This window comes from Ruegeria sp. AM2, assembly GCF_056540685.1.
In genome coordinates, this window is record NZ_JBQFXE010000010.1 from 24,463 (window position 1) to 39,426 (window position 14,964).

Here is a 14,964-nt window from a genome sequence, read left to right on the forward strand (position 1 = left end):
CGGGCAGATGTACGAACTTATTAACGTTGATAAGAAATTCCCCGGGGTTCACGCGCTGAAATCCGTCGATTTCAAGATCGGACGGGGCGAGATCGTTGGTCTGGTCGGCGAAAACGGCGCAGGAAAATCGACCCTGATGAAGGTCATCTATGGCGCTTATCAGCCTGACGCCGGCGACATCACCATCGACGGCACCAAAGTTCGCTTTCAGAACCCGCGTCAGGCGATGGATCACGGCATCGGCATGGTGTTTCAGGAACAATCCCTGATCACCAACCTGACTGTGATGGAGAACATCTTTCTGGGGTTCGAACAGCAATTCGTCAGCTATGGCGTGATCAACTGGAAAGCCATGGCTGATGCCGCGCGAAATCAACTGGCCAAGGTGAAGCTGGATATTGATCCAGGTATGACCACATCGAAACTGTCCTTCGCACAGCGCCAACTGGTCGAACTCGCCAAGGTTCTGACGCTGGAGGAGCGGATCGACGGTGATCTGGTCATTCTGCTGGACGAGCCGACCTCGGTTCTGGCCAAGGAAGAGGTCGAGCTACTTTTCACCCTGGTGCGCGAACTGACCAACCGTGCGTCCTTCATCTTTGTCAGCCATCGCATGGACGAGGTTCTGGACCTGTCCGACCGCATCTACGTGATGAAAGACGGCGAGGTTGTGGATGTTGTCGCCCATGACGATGCCAAAGTGGATGCGATCCAGCACAAGATGGTCGGGCGCGACGTCGACAAGGAGTATTATCGCGAGCAGAAGCAAAAACCCTATCAGGCCGACGCCCAGCCGTTGGTCGCCTTCAAAGATGTCTCGCTGAGCAGCAAGTATTCCGGCATTTCCTTCGATTTGCGCCCCGGAGAGGTTTTGTGTCTGGTCGGAACCGAAGGCTCCGGACGCGAAGCGATCCTGCGCACGGTTTTCGGCCTTGAAACACCCTCAGCCGGCAGCCTGACGATCAAGGGGCAGACGGTCGGCAAATTCAATGCGCAAGCGGGTGTGGCCTGCGGGGTTGGTTACATCCCGCGCGAACGCAAAGTCGAAGGCATCGTTGCGGGGATGAATGTCTATGAAAACATGACGCTCAGCCAGATGGGTAACTATGCCAATTCGGGCGTGTTGCGGATCAGTGCAGAGAAATCGCTTGCGAAACAATGGATCGACCGTCTCGCGATCAAGACCCCTGATGTCTACAAAGATTGCGGCGGTCTGTCCGGCGGCAATCAGCAAAAGGTGGTGCTGGCCAAGTGGCGCTCGGCCGGATCGGATATCATCCTGCTGGATCACCCCACGCGTGGTTTGGATATTGGGGCCAAGGAAGATGTCTATGACATGGTGCGCGAGATGTCGGATGACGGCGTGGGCATCATTCTGGTCGCGGATACTCTGGAAGAGGCCATTGGCCTCAGTCACACGATCATCGTTCTGAAGGACGGTGCCGAGCAGAAACGATATGATTGCAGCCCTGGGGACAAGCCGTCGCTATACGACCTTGTTCACCACATGATCTGAGGCCCGCGCCATGAGTTTTGAACACATCAAACCCCATCTGCCCTGGATCACGTTGCTGGCTTTGGTTCTGTTGGTCGGTGCCGCGGACTCGAACTTCCTGCGACCGGCGAACCTGATCTCTATGATGGCAGACATCGTGCCGTTGTTCATCATGGCGCTTGGCATGACGTTTGCCATTTATATTGGCGGCATAGATCTTTCGGCGCAATCGATTGCGAACATGACGACGGTTGTTGCCACCATCGCTCTGCCAACCTTTGGCATTGGCGCTGCGCTGTTGTGCATTCTGTCGGGCGTGGTGCTGGGCAGCATCTCAGGCTACGTGACGACGCGGCTATTTGTGCCTTCCTTCATTTCTACGCTGGCTGTTGGCGGTATCGCGTTCTCGACGGCGCAATACCTGTCCGGTCAGCGCGCCCTGTTCATGGACGCGACACTGAGGGATGCGACCTTCGGCTGGATGACTGGGAATATTTTCGGTCTGCCCAGCGAATTGATCATTGCCGCGATCCTGGTTCTGGGCGCGTGGTTCGTGCAATCGCGAACAACCTTTGGACGCGCTCTTAAGGCGGTGGGTGCGGGTGAACCTGCGGCTGTCGCCTCGGGACTTAATGTCAACCGGATCAAGATCATGGCATTTGCCTTGTCCGGTGGACTTGCGGCGATTGCGGGCTTGCTGTTCTCGGTCAAATTGTCCGGTGGTTCTCCCACGCTGGCCAACGGGTTTCTGCTGCCTGCAATCGTTGCGGTTCTGGTTGGCGGCACGCCCCTGACCGGCGGTGTCGGCGGGGTCATCAACACTCTGATCGGTACGCTGATCGTTGCGGTGATCCGTTCTTCGATGCTGTATTTCGAGGTGGATGCCACCCGGCAGCAGATGGTTTTTGGCCTGATCCTGATTGCGGCGATTGCATTGACCATCGACCGATCAAAACTCAGGGTCGTGAAATGACCGGGACCATGAAAGCCGCAGTCCTGATCAGGCCAGGGCAGTTCGAAGTGCGGGACGTGCCGCGCCCCGAGCCTGGACGGGACGAGGTGTTGGTCCGGATATCGCGGGTTGGGATTTGCGGCACGGACATGCATATCTTCAATGGCCACTATGCGGCGGAAAACCTGCCGATGATCCCGGGCCACGAGTTCACAGGTATCATCGCGGCGATCGGAGAAGATGTGACAGGTCTTGCCGTTGCGACTCCGGTAGTGGTGGACATGAATATTGGGTGCGGAAACTGTTATTGGTGCAGGCGCAACGAAATTCTGAATTGCCCTGAAATGAAGCAAATGGGCATATCAATGGATGGGGCTTTTGCCGAATTTATCTCGGTTCCTGCACGATTGGTCATTCCCGCCTCTGATGATGTCCCTGCTGATATTCTGGCATTGACCGAACCGCTGGCCTGCGTTGCCCGTTGCGCACGCAAGGCAAATGTTACCTTTGGTCAGTCTGTTGTGGTATTAGGCGCCGGTCCGATCGGTAACCTGCACGTTCAGCTATTGCGTGCAATTGGTGCCGCTCCGATCATTGTGGCCGACGTGTCGGAAGACCGCGTACAAATGGCCCTGCAGAACGGAGCGGATGTCGGTGTTTCCGATCCGTCTAAGCTGAAACAGACGGTTTTGCACCATACCGACGGGCGCGGCGCGGATATCGTCATCGAAAGTGTTGGCTTGCCTGTGCTGTATGAGCAGGCAATGCAATTGATCCGCAAAGGCGGCCACATCGCGGCCTTCGGCCTGACCGGGGCCGGTGAGACGTTGCCCGTCGATATCCTGCAGACAATCCTGCAGGAAAACTCGATCAAAGGGTCTGTCGCGGGTATGGGGCAGGACATGCATGACGCTCTGACGTTGCTGACGCATGGCCGGATCAAAACTGACCTTTTTACGCGCGCCGCTTACCCGCTGGATCGCATTCAGGAGGCTTTCGATAGCTTCCCGGACCGGCCACAGGATTTGAAAACCCAGATTGTTATGGCGCGTTAGTTAAAACGGGAGGAACTCAGCATGACTGTCGAGATCTATATGTCGAAACCGGAGGGCATGATCCCCAACAGCCGCTTTCCGCTGTTGATTCATCGCGGTGCGATCCCCGGTGGCGGGGTGGTCGCGGTAAAGGCGCGGTTCCGTGCAAATGGCTGGGGGAACAATTGGGAATACCCGGGCGTCTACGAATACCCTCACTTCCATTCGACCTCACATGAATGCCTGGGCTGCGCGACCGGTTGGATGGAATTCAACCTGTCTGTGAATGGCTGGACCAGAGTGCGGATTGAAGCCGGTGACGTGATCGTCATGCCCGCCGGTGTTAGCCATGAGATGGTTGGACGCTCGGACGACATCATGATGTGCGGCGGCTATGCCGGAGGCCGCGACTGGGACAATATTCAGGAAGCTTTCCTGACACCCGAAATGTTTCAGGCCGCTGTCAAGCGGATCATGATGCTGCCGATCCCGGACAAAGACCCTGTGACCGGAGGTGTTCTTGACCAATGGCACGATGCGCCGTCGTCCGTTGATGGCGGTTGGAATGATTTTCGCGACGGGCTGGATGCGTCGGCCTGAGTCGCAACGCAAGATGGAGCACATCAGATGGATCAAGGTAGCCACGTTCTGACGCCGCCGTCCCAACCGCGAGAGTTTGGCTTTTTTCTGGACGGCAATTGGGTGCCCGCCGGAGACCGCGAGGTGTTCGAACGGTCTTCGCCAGGACACGGCGTGCCGGTCACGCGCATCTCGCGCTGTACCGAGGATGATCTGAACGTCATTGTCGCCTCGGCCCGCACGGCATTTGATGATCGCCGGTGGTGCGGTCTGACCGGGGCCGACCGCGCGGCGGTTTTGCTGAAAGCGGCCGAGCTGATCCGCGCGCGGACGGACGAGATCGCCTATTGGGAAACGCTGGAAAACGGAAAACCGATCAGTCAGGCGCGGGCCGAAGTTCAGGGCACCGTTGGCATGTTCGAGTTTGCATCGGGTCTGGCGCGCGCGTTGCACGGAGAAAGCTTTAACAACAGCGGCGACGCGGCAATGGGTATCGTCGCCCGTGAACCCGTGGGTGTTGTCGGTCTGATCACGCCCTGGAACTTTCCGTTTCTGATCCTGTGTGAACGGGTGCCGTATATTCTTGCCGCAGGCTGTACGATTGTTGCCAAACCTTCCGAGGTGACCAGCGCGACGACGCTACTGCTTGCGGAAATCCTCAGCGAAGCAGGGCTGCCTGATGGGGTATTCAATGTGGTCACTGGATCAGGTAGCGTGATTGGCCAGAAGTTGGCCGAGCATATGGATATCGACATGCTGTCTTTCACCGGCTCGACTGCTGTGGGGCGGTCGGTGGTTGCGGCTGCGGGCCAGAGCAACTTCAAGAAACTGGGGTTGGAACTTGGTGGCAAGAACCCGCAGATTGTGTTCGCGGATGCCGATCTTGAGGATGCCGCAGATGGTGTTGCCTTTGGCATCGCCTTCAATACCGGTCAATGTTGTGTATCGGGCGCGCGGCTGTTGGTCGAGCGGTCAGTGGCGCGGAAATTCTCGGAAATGGTGGCGGACAAACTGCGTAAGGTGCGCGTCGGCGATCCGCTGGATGAGCGTACACAGGCCGGCGCGATCACTACGGACGCGCAGAATCGCACGATCCTGTCCTATATCGCCAAAGGTCAGGAAGAGGGTGCAACCCTGCTGACTGGTGGGACCACACCCAAGATATCCGGCGGGCAATATATAGATCCGGTCGTCTTCACCGATGTCACCACGGATATGGTGATTGCCCGGGAAGAGATTTTTGGCCCAGTCTTGTGCGTGATCCCGTTCGATACGATTGACGAAGCGATCTCGATTGCCAACGATACGGAATACGGTCTGGCCGCCAGTGTCTGGACCAAGAATATCGACAAGGCTCTGACCATCTCGCGCCGGGTTCAGGCGGGCCGCTTCTGGGTTAACACCACGTTGGCCGGAGGACCGGAACTGCCCATCGGTGGCTTCAAGGCGTCGGGATGGGGCCGCGAGGCTGGGATGCACGGGGTCGAGGAATATACGCAGATCAAATCGATCCATGTCGAGATTGGCAAGCGGACGCATTGGGTGGAATGATGGGGCAAAGCGGGTACGACTATGTGATTGTCGGGGGTGGTTCGGCCGGTTGCGTTCTGGCCAGCCGTCTCAGTGAAGACAGCACAGCACAGGTATTGTTGCTGGAAGCGGGTGGCAATGACAATCACCCGCTGATCCATATGCCGGTTGGGTTCGCCAAGATGACCGCCGGGCCGCACACTTGGGGGTTCACGACCGTGCCTCAGGTGAACGCCAACAATCGCGAAATCCCCTATGCTCAGGGCCGGGTCATCGGTGGCGGCAGTTCGATCAACGCCGAAGTCTTCACCCGCGGCCACCCTGTGGATTATGACCGCTGGGCCAACGAAGAGGGCTGCGAAGGCTGGTCGTTCAAGGAGATCCAGAAGTACTTCGTTCGGTCGGAACGCAACGCTATCCTGTCTGGTGAATGGCACGGAACCGAAGGCCCTCTGGGCGTGTCGAATATCGCCGCGCCGCAGGAGATGACGCATGCCTTTGTGCGGTCCTGTCAAGAGGCGGGCATCCCCTACAACCCCGATTTTAACGGGTCGGTTCAGGAAGGGGCAGGCGTCTATCAGACCACGATCTGGAATGCGAAACGCTGTTCGGCTGCGGTGGGTTATCTGAAGCCAGCGTTGTCTCGGTCGAACCTCACGGTCGAAACCGGATGCCAGGTGCATCGCATTTTGATCGAAGGCGGACGCGCGACCGGTGTCGAATACAACAGGGGTGGGCAGGTTCAGACGGTGACCGTCGATCAAGAGGTTTTGGTGACGTCGGGTGCCATCGGAACGCCCAAGCTGATGATGCTGTCGGGCGTTGGCCCTGCTGCGCATCTGCGCGAGCATGGGATTGAGGTCATACACGATCTGCCGGGTGTCGGCGAAAATCTGAATGACCATTTCGGCATCGACATCGTGGCAGAGTTGAACGGGCATCAAAGCCTCGACAAGTATAACAAACCGCATTGGGCGGCGTGGGCCGGGATTCAATATTACCTGTTTGGCTCGGGGCCGGTAGCATCGAACGTAGTAGAAGGCGGCGCGTTCTGGTACGGTGACACATCCGCCCCGGTTCCCGATTTGCAATTTCATTTCCTGGCAGGTGCAGGTGCCGAAGCCGGTGTGCCAAGTGTTCCCAAGGGCAGCTCGGGCATCACCCTGAACTCCTACACAATACGCCCCAAGGCGCGTGGAACCGTGCGGCTGAGGTCAAGCCGGGTCGAAGATATGCCTCTGGTTGACCCCAATTTCCTTGGGCATCCGGATGATTTGAAAACCTCGGTCGAGGGTGTGCAACAAAGTGTCGAGATCTTCCGCCAGAACAGCCTGCAGAAATACATCCGCCAGATCCGGTTTCCGGATAATGGCGTCAAGACACAGGCCGATTTCGAAGCCTATGCGCGGCAATATGGGCGCACGTCTTATCACCCCACATGCACTTGTAAAATGGGTGTGGATTCAATGGCGGTGGTCGATCCGCAGATGCGCGTTCACGGGGTTGACGGGCTGCGGATTTGCGACAGTTCGGCCATGCCCAGCCTGATTGGATCAAACACCAATGCGCCGACGATCATGATGGCTGAAAAAGCGTCGGATATGATCCGGGGTAATCACTGAAACCGGTTTGCCTTTCGGAAATGGCGGTTCCCCAAGGGCACCGCCGCTTTTTTCAGTCCCATTCTGGTGCCCAGGGCACAAGATCTTCGGTGACGATCCTGTAGCCGGTATGGGTCAAGGCATCGATCCGGTCCATGTCGATGCCGGACAGGGTAAAGTCCATCACGTCGAAATTGGCTTGGATATTGGCGCGCTTGGTGGACATCGTGTTTATCGAAACGCCTTTTTGCAGGATCCACCGCAACACGACCTGTCCTGCGGTCTTCCCATAGCCTTTGCCGATTTCGGCAAAGATCGGATTCTTGAAGACTTCACCACGCGCAACCGAACAATAAGACGAAAGAGGGATTCCGGTTTCGCTGGCTGCCGCAAGCAAGGTATCCTGATTCAGCAACGGGTGGAATTCGACTTGGTTCGTTACCAGAGGAGTGTCGATGATTTTGGTTGCATCCCGCATCATCTGCGCCGTGTAATTCGAAACACCGATATTCTTGGCCAGACCTTTTGTGTGTGCTTGTTCCAGCATCTTCAGGGATGGTGCGATATCGCCACCAACAGGGGGCCAGTGCAAAAGCAACACGTCAACATAGTCCAGCTTCAGTTTCTTGAGGCTTTCTTCAGCAGAGGGCAAAAAGGCCGCCTCGCTGAAACTGTCAGGATGGACTTTGGTGGTGACGCAGATCTCATCACGGGCCAGGCCAAGCTCGGCTAATGCATCGCCGGTTTCCCTTTCATTTCCGTACATTTGCGCGGTGTCGAACGAACGGTATCCGGTCTCTGCGGCGATCATCATGGCATCCCGGAGTTCGGTCTCGGTCAGCGGAAAGGTGCCAAAAGTGCGCTGATAGGTCTTCTGAAAGTAGATATTCATAGCGGTCCTCACTGATATCAACCCTGTAAGTAACCTATTAGTTACTTGATGTCAGGTCAATTCTGCTGTGTGATTAATTCTGGTTGATTTTGGTCGGTTGCCGGGGCATAACATATAACCAGTTAGTTACTTTCGTGAGGATCGCATGAGCAAGCAGATGACGGCGCGCGAAGCAGCAAATCTGGTGCCTGACGGGGCGACCGTGGCGGTGAATTCGTCAAGTGGTCTGTGCTGCCCCGATGCGGTGCTCAAAGGGTTGGGTGAACGTTTTGATGAGGAAGGCGCGCCAACCAATCTCACGACTATCCACCCCATCGCGGCAGGTGATTTCTTTGGCACCAAAGGCGTCGATCACATTGCAAAGCCGGGCCTTTTGACCCGGATCATTGGCGGGTCATACCCATCGGGGCCCAGCAATGCCGAACCGCCGCTGATCTGGCAGATGATCACGGGTGAACAGGTGCGGGCCTATAATGTGCCCTCGGGCATCATCTTTGACATGCTTCGCGAAGCGGCGGCCAAACGACCGGGTGTGTTGACGAAAGTGGGTATGGACACATTTGTCGATCCCGACATCGAAGGTTGCGCCATGAACACGGCGGCCCGTGCCGAGCCCATTGTAAAACGTATGGCATTCGAAGGCGAGGACTGGCTGTATTTTAGATCCATGGCTCCGAACGTTGCCATCATCCGTGCCACTACGGCGGATGAAAAGGGCAATCTTAGCTTTGAACATGAAGGGGCCTATCTGGGCGCGATGGAGATGGCGCTGGCTGCGCGCAATAACGGCGGAGTCGTGATTGCGCAGGCCAAGCGGATTGCGGCGGCAGGCAGCATTCGCCCGCACGACGTCCATGTGCCCGGCATTCTGGTCGACGCGATTGTCGAAGCCCCGGATCAGTTGCAGACTACGGCGACAGAGTACGATCCGGCAATTTCAGGTGAACTGACCCGTCCAATCGACAGCTTCCGCACGGCGGAATTTAACGTTGGCAAAGTCATTGCCCGCCGGGTTGCGCAAGAGCTGAAGGACGGCTGGGCCGTGAATATCGGATTTGGCATCTCGGCCAATGTCCCCCGCATTCTTGTCGAAGAGGGGCTGCATGGGTCAGTCACATGGATGATCGAACAAGGTGCGGTTGGCGGTGTGCCGTTGCTCGACTTCAAATTCGGCTGTTCAGCCAATGCCGAGGCGTTTGTGCCGTCTCCGCACCAGTTCTGCTATTTCCAGGCCGGCGGGTTTGACGCCTCGCTCCTGTCATTTCTTGAAGTCGACAGGAACGGCTCGGTAAATGTGTCGCGTCTGTCTGCCATTCCCCACAGAACAGCGGGGGCAGGTGGCTTTGTGGACATCACCGCGCGTGCGCGCAAGATCGTGTTCTCCGGCAATTTCAATGCCGGAGCAAAAATGACCGTTGAAGATGGTTTGTTGAATATCCTGCAGGAAGGAAAAGTTGCCAAATTCGTCGATGAGGTCGACCAGATCTCGTTCTCGGGCAAGCGGGCCCGGCTGCAGGGGCAGGACGTGACCTATGTGACCGAGCGCTGTGTGATCAAACTCACGGAACGCGGCCTGATGGTGACCGAAATCGCGCCAGGCGTGGATCTGCAGCAAGACGTTCTGAATCAGGCGGCGACACCGTTGTTGGTCGCCGATACGCTGGTGACGATGGCTAAAGAACTGTTTGATCCGGCCCCGATGGGCCTGCAATTGCAGACAGCATGATGGAGCACCTTCTGCTGGACATCGAAAACGGGATCGCGCGGTTGACGCTCAATCGCCCTGATCGGTTGAATGCGATTGACGAGCCGATGATGGACGAATTGTTGTCCATGTGCCGTCGGATCGAACATGCCGATGACACGCATCTTGTCATTCTGACCGGGGTCGGCAAGGCATTTTGCGCAGGGGGTGATATCGAGGCCTGGTCCAGCCGGTCGGCGGATGAATTTGGCCGCCATTGGTTGCGTGACGGGCATCAGGCTCTGGACGCGCTGACACGGCTGCGCCAGCCGGTTATCGCTGTCCTGAACGGGCATGTTCTGGGCGGTGGGCTGGAATTGGCGGCCTGTGCAGATTATCGCATTGCAGAATCCCACATCCGGATCGGACAGCCCGAGCCCGCGCTAGGGATCATTCCCGGATGGTCCGGCACGCAGCGTGTGGTCCGGCGGTTCGGCGCGCAGCTTGTGCGGCGCATGGCCTTGTTTGGCGAACAGCTTTCAGCGCAGGAAGCGCTGGCCGCCGGGATTGTCGATCAGGTTGTCGAAAATGGGCAGGGTTTGGACGCCGCCGAAGATCTTTCCCGTCGCATGCGCCATCGCGGGCCGGTGGCGACTGAGCTTGTCAAAATGCTGATCAATGCCGCCGAAGGCGAGGAGCGTGAGCGCATATTTGAGGCGCTCGCTGGCCGGGTTGCCGCTGTGCAGCCCGAACTAAAAACTGGTCTCGCCGCGTTCAAAGATCGCAAGAAAGCTGATTTCTGGTAACCAGTTTCGAAAGGACATCCGATGATACGTCACCTTGTTCACCTTCGTTTCGAGGACAACGTCTCTGACGACGAAAAAGAACGACTGTACAATGACTTGGCCGATCTTGGCGATCACATAGACGGTATCTTGGATTTTCAGCACCGCAAGAACGTTTCGGTTGAGACCGATCTGATCCGAGGCTTCAACGACATGTTCTGGTTCGACTTCCGCGATGCAGCGGTTCGTGACGCGTATCTGATTGATCCGGTGCATCAGGAAATCGGCGGACGCATTGTCGCAAAAACCGTAGGCGGTGCGGATGGCGTATTCGTCTGTGATGTCGAGGTTTGATCGCAGTCTCTAACAGCAGGTTCTGAAGCGTTCGACGATCACATCCAGGACTTCATTCGGATCGCGCTTCCACCAGTTGCCAGCTGAGAAGATTTCGACCTCGCAAAGGCCGCTGTACCCGGCGGCCTCGACTGCCGCGCGAAGGGTTGGCAAATCCGCAACCCCGTCACCCATCATCCCGCGATCCAATAGGATATCAGTGGTATCAGCCAACCAATCGCAAAGGTGATACCCCAGAATTCGGCCGTTGGCGCGCTGCGCCAGTGTGTCGGCCAACGACGTGTCCCACCAGACATGATAGACATCGATGGCAACGCCCACATTCGGCGCCTCCACCGCGTCGCAGACATTCAACGCATCTGCGGCGGTCATCAGGCAGGTCCGGTTGCCTGCAGTCGCAGGATTGAGCGGCTCCAACGCCAGGTGGACGCCGCGCTCTGCCGCAAAGGGGGCCGCGCGGGCCACGCGGTCGGTCAAGATTTTCTGGCTTTCCAGAACACCCTTGGTGCCCGGTTCCGGGCCACCAGTGACGATGGTCAGCACCGAGGTCCCCAATTCCGCAGCCTGATCGATGGACAGGTGGAAATCATCCATGATCTCTTTATCAGTGGGCAACGCCAGAGGGCCGGTCAGAAAAGGTGTTCGGCACAGACCCACGACCTGCATTCCCGCTTCGCGAACGCGTTGCCCGATCTCGGCCTCGCGCCCGTCCAGCTCGCGCCGCCAGAAGGTGATGCCGCCAAACCCGCGCACGGCGCAGGCGTCGATGACGCGCTCGGGGGACCATCCAGCGCCATGGCCTTCAAGATTGTGACCAAGGGTCGCTGTATTCAGGGCCAGCGCGGAATGGTCCTGCGAAAAGTCTCGCATCTGCTCAGACCCCGTACAGCTTCAGCAGATTGCCCATCCGTTGAACCGCCAGATCCGGGTCGCGCAGCAAACCACATTCATCCGCCATTTTGAAGCAGTCGGTGAAATAGGGCAGAGACCGCGTTGCCTGCGCACCGTTCAGCATGATGAAATGGTCCTGAAAGCCGTTGAGCCAGGCCAGAAACACCACCCCGGTTTTGTAGTATTGCGTCGGCGCGCGAAAGATATGGCGTGCCAGCGGCACCGTCGGGTCCAGAGTTGCGCGGAAGGATTTGGCATCGCCCGCGCTGAGTTTGCTGACCGCATAAGCCGCGGCCGGTGCCAGTGGGTCAAAGATACCTAGCAAGGCGTGGGAATAGCCCCTTTCGTCGCCTTCGATCAGTTCGGGATAGTTGAAGTCATCGCCCGTATACATTTTGACGCCGTCAGGCAATCGACGGCGCATGACGATCTCTTTTTCCGCTGCCAGAAGAGAGATCTTGATGCCTTCCACTTTGGCGGCATTTTCCTCGATGATCGCAAGGGCAGTTTCCAGCGCGACCTCGAAGCTGTCCGATCCCCAATAGCCTGCCAACTGCGGGTCGAACATCTCCCCCAGCCAGTGCAAGATCACCGGGTGATCGCAGGCGGCCAGAACATCGCGGTATACGGCGAAGTAGTCTTCGGGGCCTTTGGCAACCTTCGCCAGCGCGCGCGAGGCCATCAGGATCAGGCGTCCACCCACCTTCTGGATGGCATCGACCTGCTCAAGATAGGCGCGGCGCACATCGTCCAGAGTACGAGCATCGGCAGGGTCCAGATGATCGGTGCCGCAGCCATTGGCGACCAACGCATCCGGTAGTTCTTCCTTGGTGCGGCGGATCAGTTCCAGAGCGCCGGTCCAGTCCAATCCCATGCCACGCTGAGCGGTGTCCATCGCCTCTGCGATGCCCATACCCATACCGGCAAGATAGTGACGGAACTCCATCGTCTTGCCCCAATCCAAATGGGCGGGGCCGGTTGGGTCGTGATCGCCAAAGGGATCGACCACGACATGCGCGGCGGAATACAAAACGCGGGCAGAATTGGGTGTCAGCTTCGAGGGCGCGACAGGTGTTCCGACCAATGTGTGGTCTTGCATTTTGCCTGTGGCGTCGGGAAGCTTGATCTTCATCGGGTGACCTCAGAAACGGGGAACAAGCATGCCGGCATCCGCCGAAATTGCCTGTCCGGTTGTATAGGGAAATTTGCCGCTGGCCAGAGAGGCGATGATTGTACCCATCTCGTCAGGCTGACCCACGCGGGGGAATAGGGTCAGCCCGTCCTTGGCGCGCCGGTCATATTGCTCAATCACCGGCGCAGTCATGTCGGTGGCGATCAGACCCGGTTGTACGTCGTAAACCGCGATATTCTCGGGGCCGAGCCGAACGGCAAATGTCTTGGAAATCATCGCGGCCGCTGCTTTGGAGGCGCAATACTCTGCCCGAGGTGCGGCAACAGCCACCGCGTTCGACGAGGTCACGTTGACTATGCTATGAAAGGTCGCCGCGTCCCGATCGCGCGCCAGAAGGCGTCTGGCAAAAGCTTGCGACAGGAAAAACATCGCCTTTGTGTTCACGGACATGCAGCGGTCATAGCTTTCTTCCGACACGTCCAGCAGATCTCCGCGCTGCATCACGCCGACGCCGGCGTTGTTTACCAGCGTCGTGAGGGGCCCGATCTCGGCCTCAATGGCTGCTAATTGCTCATCGTGGATGGCAGTGTCTGAAACGTCAAAAGCGGCGGCGACAACCGGAACGCCGATTTCGCCGATTTTGCCCGAGGCTTCGCTCAGTTCATCGTCCAATAGGGGACCGTTGACCGCGATGGCAAAACCTTCGCGCGCCAAAGCCACGGCCGCCGCTAGGCCTATCCCACGGGACGATCCGGTTACAAGTGCTGCACGAATGCTCATGTCGCTGCCCCTTTTGTCAGCAATTCTCGAGCTATGATCATACGCTGAATCTGGTTTGTGCCTTCATAAATCTGGGTGATCTTTGCATCTCGATACAGTCGTTCAACCTCGAATCCGCGGATATACCCAGACCCGCCAAATACCTGAACAGCATCCGAAGAGCGCTGAACCGCCATATCTCCGGCAAAGCACTTGGCAATCGAACACGCCTTGGTCGCATCTTGCCCGGTATCGATCTTGTAGGCGGCAGAGTGAACCAGAAGCCGGGCTGCCTCGACATCCTTGGCGATGTCGGCCAACAACCACTGAACCCCCTGAAAGTCCGAGATAGGTTTGTTGAATTGTTTGCGCTGCTGCGCATAGTCGGTGGCGGCTTCTAGGCCTGCCTGACCAATTCCAACCGCTAGGGCCGCGATTCCGACCCGACCCTTGTCGAGAACGCTCATCATCATGTGAAAACCGCGCCCTTCGGTGCCTAGCAATGCGTCGGCGGGCAGGCGTACATCGTCAAATGACAACGGCCCAACCTGACTGGCCCGCTGGCCCATTTTGAGCTCTTTCGGGCCACGCGAAACGCCTACGGCGTGCAGGTCGACCACAAAGATGGACATACCGCGATGCGCTGCCTCTGGGTCTGTCCGGGCCAGAACAAAGCCCAGATCAGCAACGGGGGCGTTGTGAATCCAGATTTTTCCGCCGTTCAGAAGCCAGTTATCACCATCGCGTACAGCCGTTGTCCGGATGCTCGACACGTCGGTGCCTGCTTCAGGTTCGGTAATGCAATAGGCTGGCCGCAATTTGGCGGCCAACAGATCACCCAACCATTTCTGTTTCTGTTCCGCCGTTCCGTGGCGTACCAGCAAGGTTGTCACCAGCTCAAGCAGGCCGCATTGATCTGCGATCGAAGCGTAGCCGCGGGACAGCTCTTCCATCACCAGCGCATAGGTTACGGTGTCGAATCCTGGGCCGCCAAGATCTTCGGGAACGCCAATGCCAAACAGACCAAGCTCGGCCATCTGGTCATAGATTTCAGCAGGAAAACGCGAGTCGCGGTCCAGTTCTTCCGCTGCGGGGCGGATGACATCCTCTGCGAACTGCCGGGTCATTTCACGGACTTGAATGTGGGTTTCCGTCAGAAACATAGCTGCGTCCCAAGATGTAACCAGTCAGTTACTAATACGTCGCTGTGCCCACCTTCGTCAAGTGGCTTGATCGGGTGGGAAAACTAAGATAAATAACCAAACAGTTACTTAAT

14 protein-coding genes are annotated in these 14,964 nt (G+C 57.6%); 9 read left to right on the forward strand and 5 right to left on the reverse strand.

Translation table 11 applies throughout. The annotated features are described in order from the left end of the window. The first annotated feature begins 7 nt into the window (after nucleotides 1-7). From ACR0CR_RS16215 to ACR0CR_RS16240, 6 genes are read left to right on the forward strand one after another with little or no spacing between them, the layout of a single operon-like run. On the forward strand, nucleotides 8-1,516 hold the full coding sequence (locus ACR0CR_RS16215) for a sugar ABC transporter ATP-binding protein (protein WP_480601007.1): 1,509 nt from the start codon (nucleotides 8-10) through the stop codon (nucleotides 1,514-1,516). A 10-nt stretch (nucleotides 1,517-1,526) separates the two neighbouring features. Then, nucleotides 1,527-2,468, forward strand: a complete 942-nt coding sequence (locus ACR0CR_RS16220; protein ID WP_480601010.1) for an ABC transporter permease — start codon at nucleotides 1,527-1,529, stop codon at nucleotides 2,466-2,468. Continuing rightward, complete coding sequence (locus ACR0CR_RS16225) at nucleotides 2,465-3,502, forward strand: zinc-dependent alcohol dehydrogenase (protein WP_480601012.1); 1,038 nt, start codon at nucleotides 2,465-2,467, stop codon at nucleotides 3,500-3,502. The genes ACR0CR_RS16220 and ACR0CR_RS16225 overlap by 4 nt, the downstream gene beginning before the upstream one ends. Before the next feature lie 21 nt (nucleotides 3,503-3,523). Continuing rightward, nucleotides 3,524-4,081: a hypothetical protein gene (locus tag ACR0CR_RS16230; RefSeq protein ID WP_480601013.1), complete on the forward strand. Its 558-nt coding sequence runs from the start codon at nucleotides 3,524-3,526 to the stop codon at nucleotides 4,079-4,081. 27 nt (nucleotides 4,082-4,108) lie between these two features. Further along, nucleotides 4,109-5,611 carry an aldehyde dehydrogenase family protein gene (locus tag ACR0CR_RS16235; protein ID WP_480601015.1) on the forward strand — a complete coding sequence of 501 codons (1,503 nt, stop codon included), beginning with the start codon at nucleotides 4,109-4,111 and terminating at the stop codon, nucleotides 5,609-5,611. Beyond that, entirely contained in the window at nucleotides 5,608-7,212 is a 1,605-nt protein-coding gene (locus ACR0CR_RS16240) for a GMC family oxidoreductase (protein ID WP_480601017.1), read from the forward strand. Before ACR0CR_RS16235 ends, ACR0CR_RS16240 begins: the two co-directional genes overlap by 4 nt. Before the next feature lie 52 nt (nucleotides 7,213-7,264). Here the strand turns inward: ACR0CR_RS16240 and ACR0CR_RS16245 are convergent, their stop codons facing one another. Continuing rightward, complete coding sequence (locus ACR0CR_RS16245; RefSeq protein ID WP_480601019.1) at nucleotides 7,265-8,083, reverse strand: aldo/keto reductase; 819 nt, start codon at nucleotides 8,081-8,083, stop codon at nucleotides 7,265-7,267. Nucleotides 8,084-8,228: 145 nt separating this feature from the next. Here ACR0CR_RS16245 and ACR0CR_RS16250 point away from each other — a divergent pair, with 145 nt between their 5' ends. From ACR0CR_RS16250 to ACR0CR_RS16260, 3 genes are read left to right on the forward strand one after another with little or no spacing between them, the layout of a single operon-like run. After that, on the forward strand, nucleotides 8,229-9,809 hold the full coding sequence (locus ACR0CR_RS16250) for an acyl CoA:acetate/3-ketoacid CoA transferase (protein ID WP_480601021.1): 1,581 nt from the start codon (nucleotides 8,229-8,231) through the stop codon (nucleotides 9,807-9,809). Further along, entirely contained in the window at nucleotides 9,806-10,573 is a 768-nt protein-coding gene (locus tag ACR0CR_RS16255) for an enoyl-CoA hydratase/isomerase family protein (protein ID WP_480601023.1), read from the forward strand. Before ACR0CR_RS16250 ends, ACR0CR_RS16255 begins: the two co-directional genes overlap by 4 nt. A gap of 21 nt (nucleotides 10,574-10,594) precedes the next feature. After that, entirely contained in the window at nucleotides 10,595-10,906 is a 312-nt protein-coding gene (locus tag ACR0CR_RS16260) for a Dabb family protein (RefSeq protein WP_480601026.1), read from the forward strand. A 9-nt stretch (nucleotides 10,907-10,915) separates the two neighbouring features. Here ACR0CR_RS16260 and ACR0CR_RS16265 read toward each other — a convergent pair whose 3' ends face one another. The 4 genes from ACR0CR_RS16265 to ACR0CR_RS16280 are packed head-to-tail and all read right to left on the reverse strand — an operon-like array spanning nucleotide 10,916 to nucleotide 14,851. Next, the gene (locus ACR0CR_RS16265; RefSeq protein ID WP_480601028.1) at nucleotides 10,916-11,776 is read right to left on the reverse strand and encodes a sugar phosphate isomerase/epimerase family protein; all 861 of its coding nucleotides are present in this window, start codon (nucleotides 11,774-11,776) and stop codon (nucleotides 10,916-10,918) included. A 4-nt stretch (nucleotides 11,777-11,780) separates the two neighbouring features. Further along, nucleotides 11,781-12,929 (reverse strand): dihydrodipicolinate synthase family protein, encoded by a 1,149-nt coding sequence (locus ACR0CR_RS16270; protein ID WP_480601030.1) that lies wholly within the window; start codon nucleotides 12,927-12,929, stop codon nucleotides 11,781-11,783. A 9-nt stretch (nucleotides 12,930-12,938) separates the two neighbouring features. Further along, nucleotides 12,939-13,709, reverse strand: coding sequence for a 3-ketoacyl-ACP reductase (locus tag ACR0CR_RS16275; RefSeq protein ID WP_480601032.1), 771 nt, complete (start codon nucleotides 13,707-13,709; stop codon nucleotides 12,939-12,941). Continuing rightward, the gene (locus tag ACR0CR_RS16280) at nucleotides 13,706-14,851 is read right to left on the reverse strand and encodes an acyl-CoA dehydrogenase family protein (RefSeq protein ID WP_480601034.1); all 1,146 of its coding nucleotides are present in this window, start codon (nucleotides 14,849-14,851) and stop codon (nucleotides 13,706-13,708) included. The genes ACR0CR_RS16275 and ACR0CR_RS16280 overlap by 4 nt, the downstream gene beginning before the upstream one ends. Between the last annotated feature and the right edge of the window lie 113 nt (nucleotides 14,852-14,964).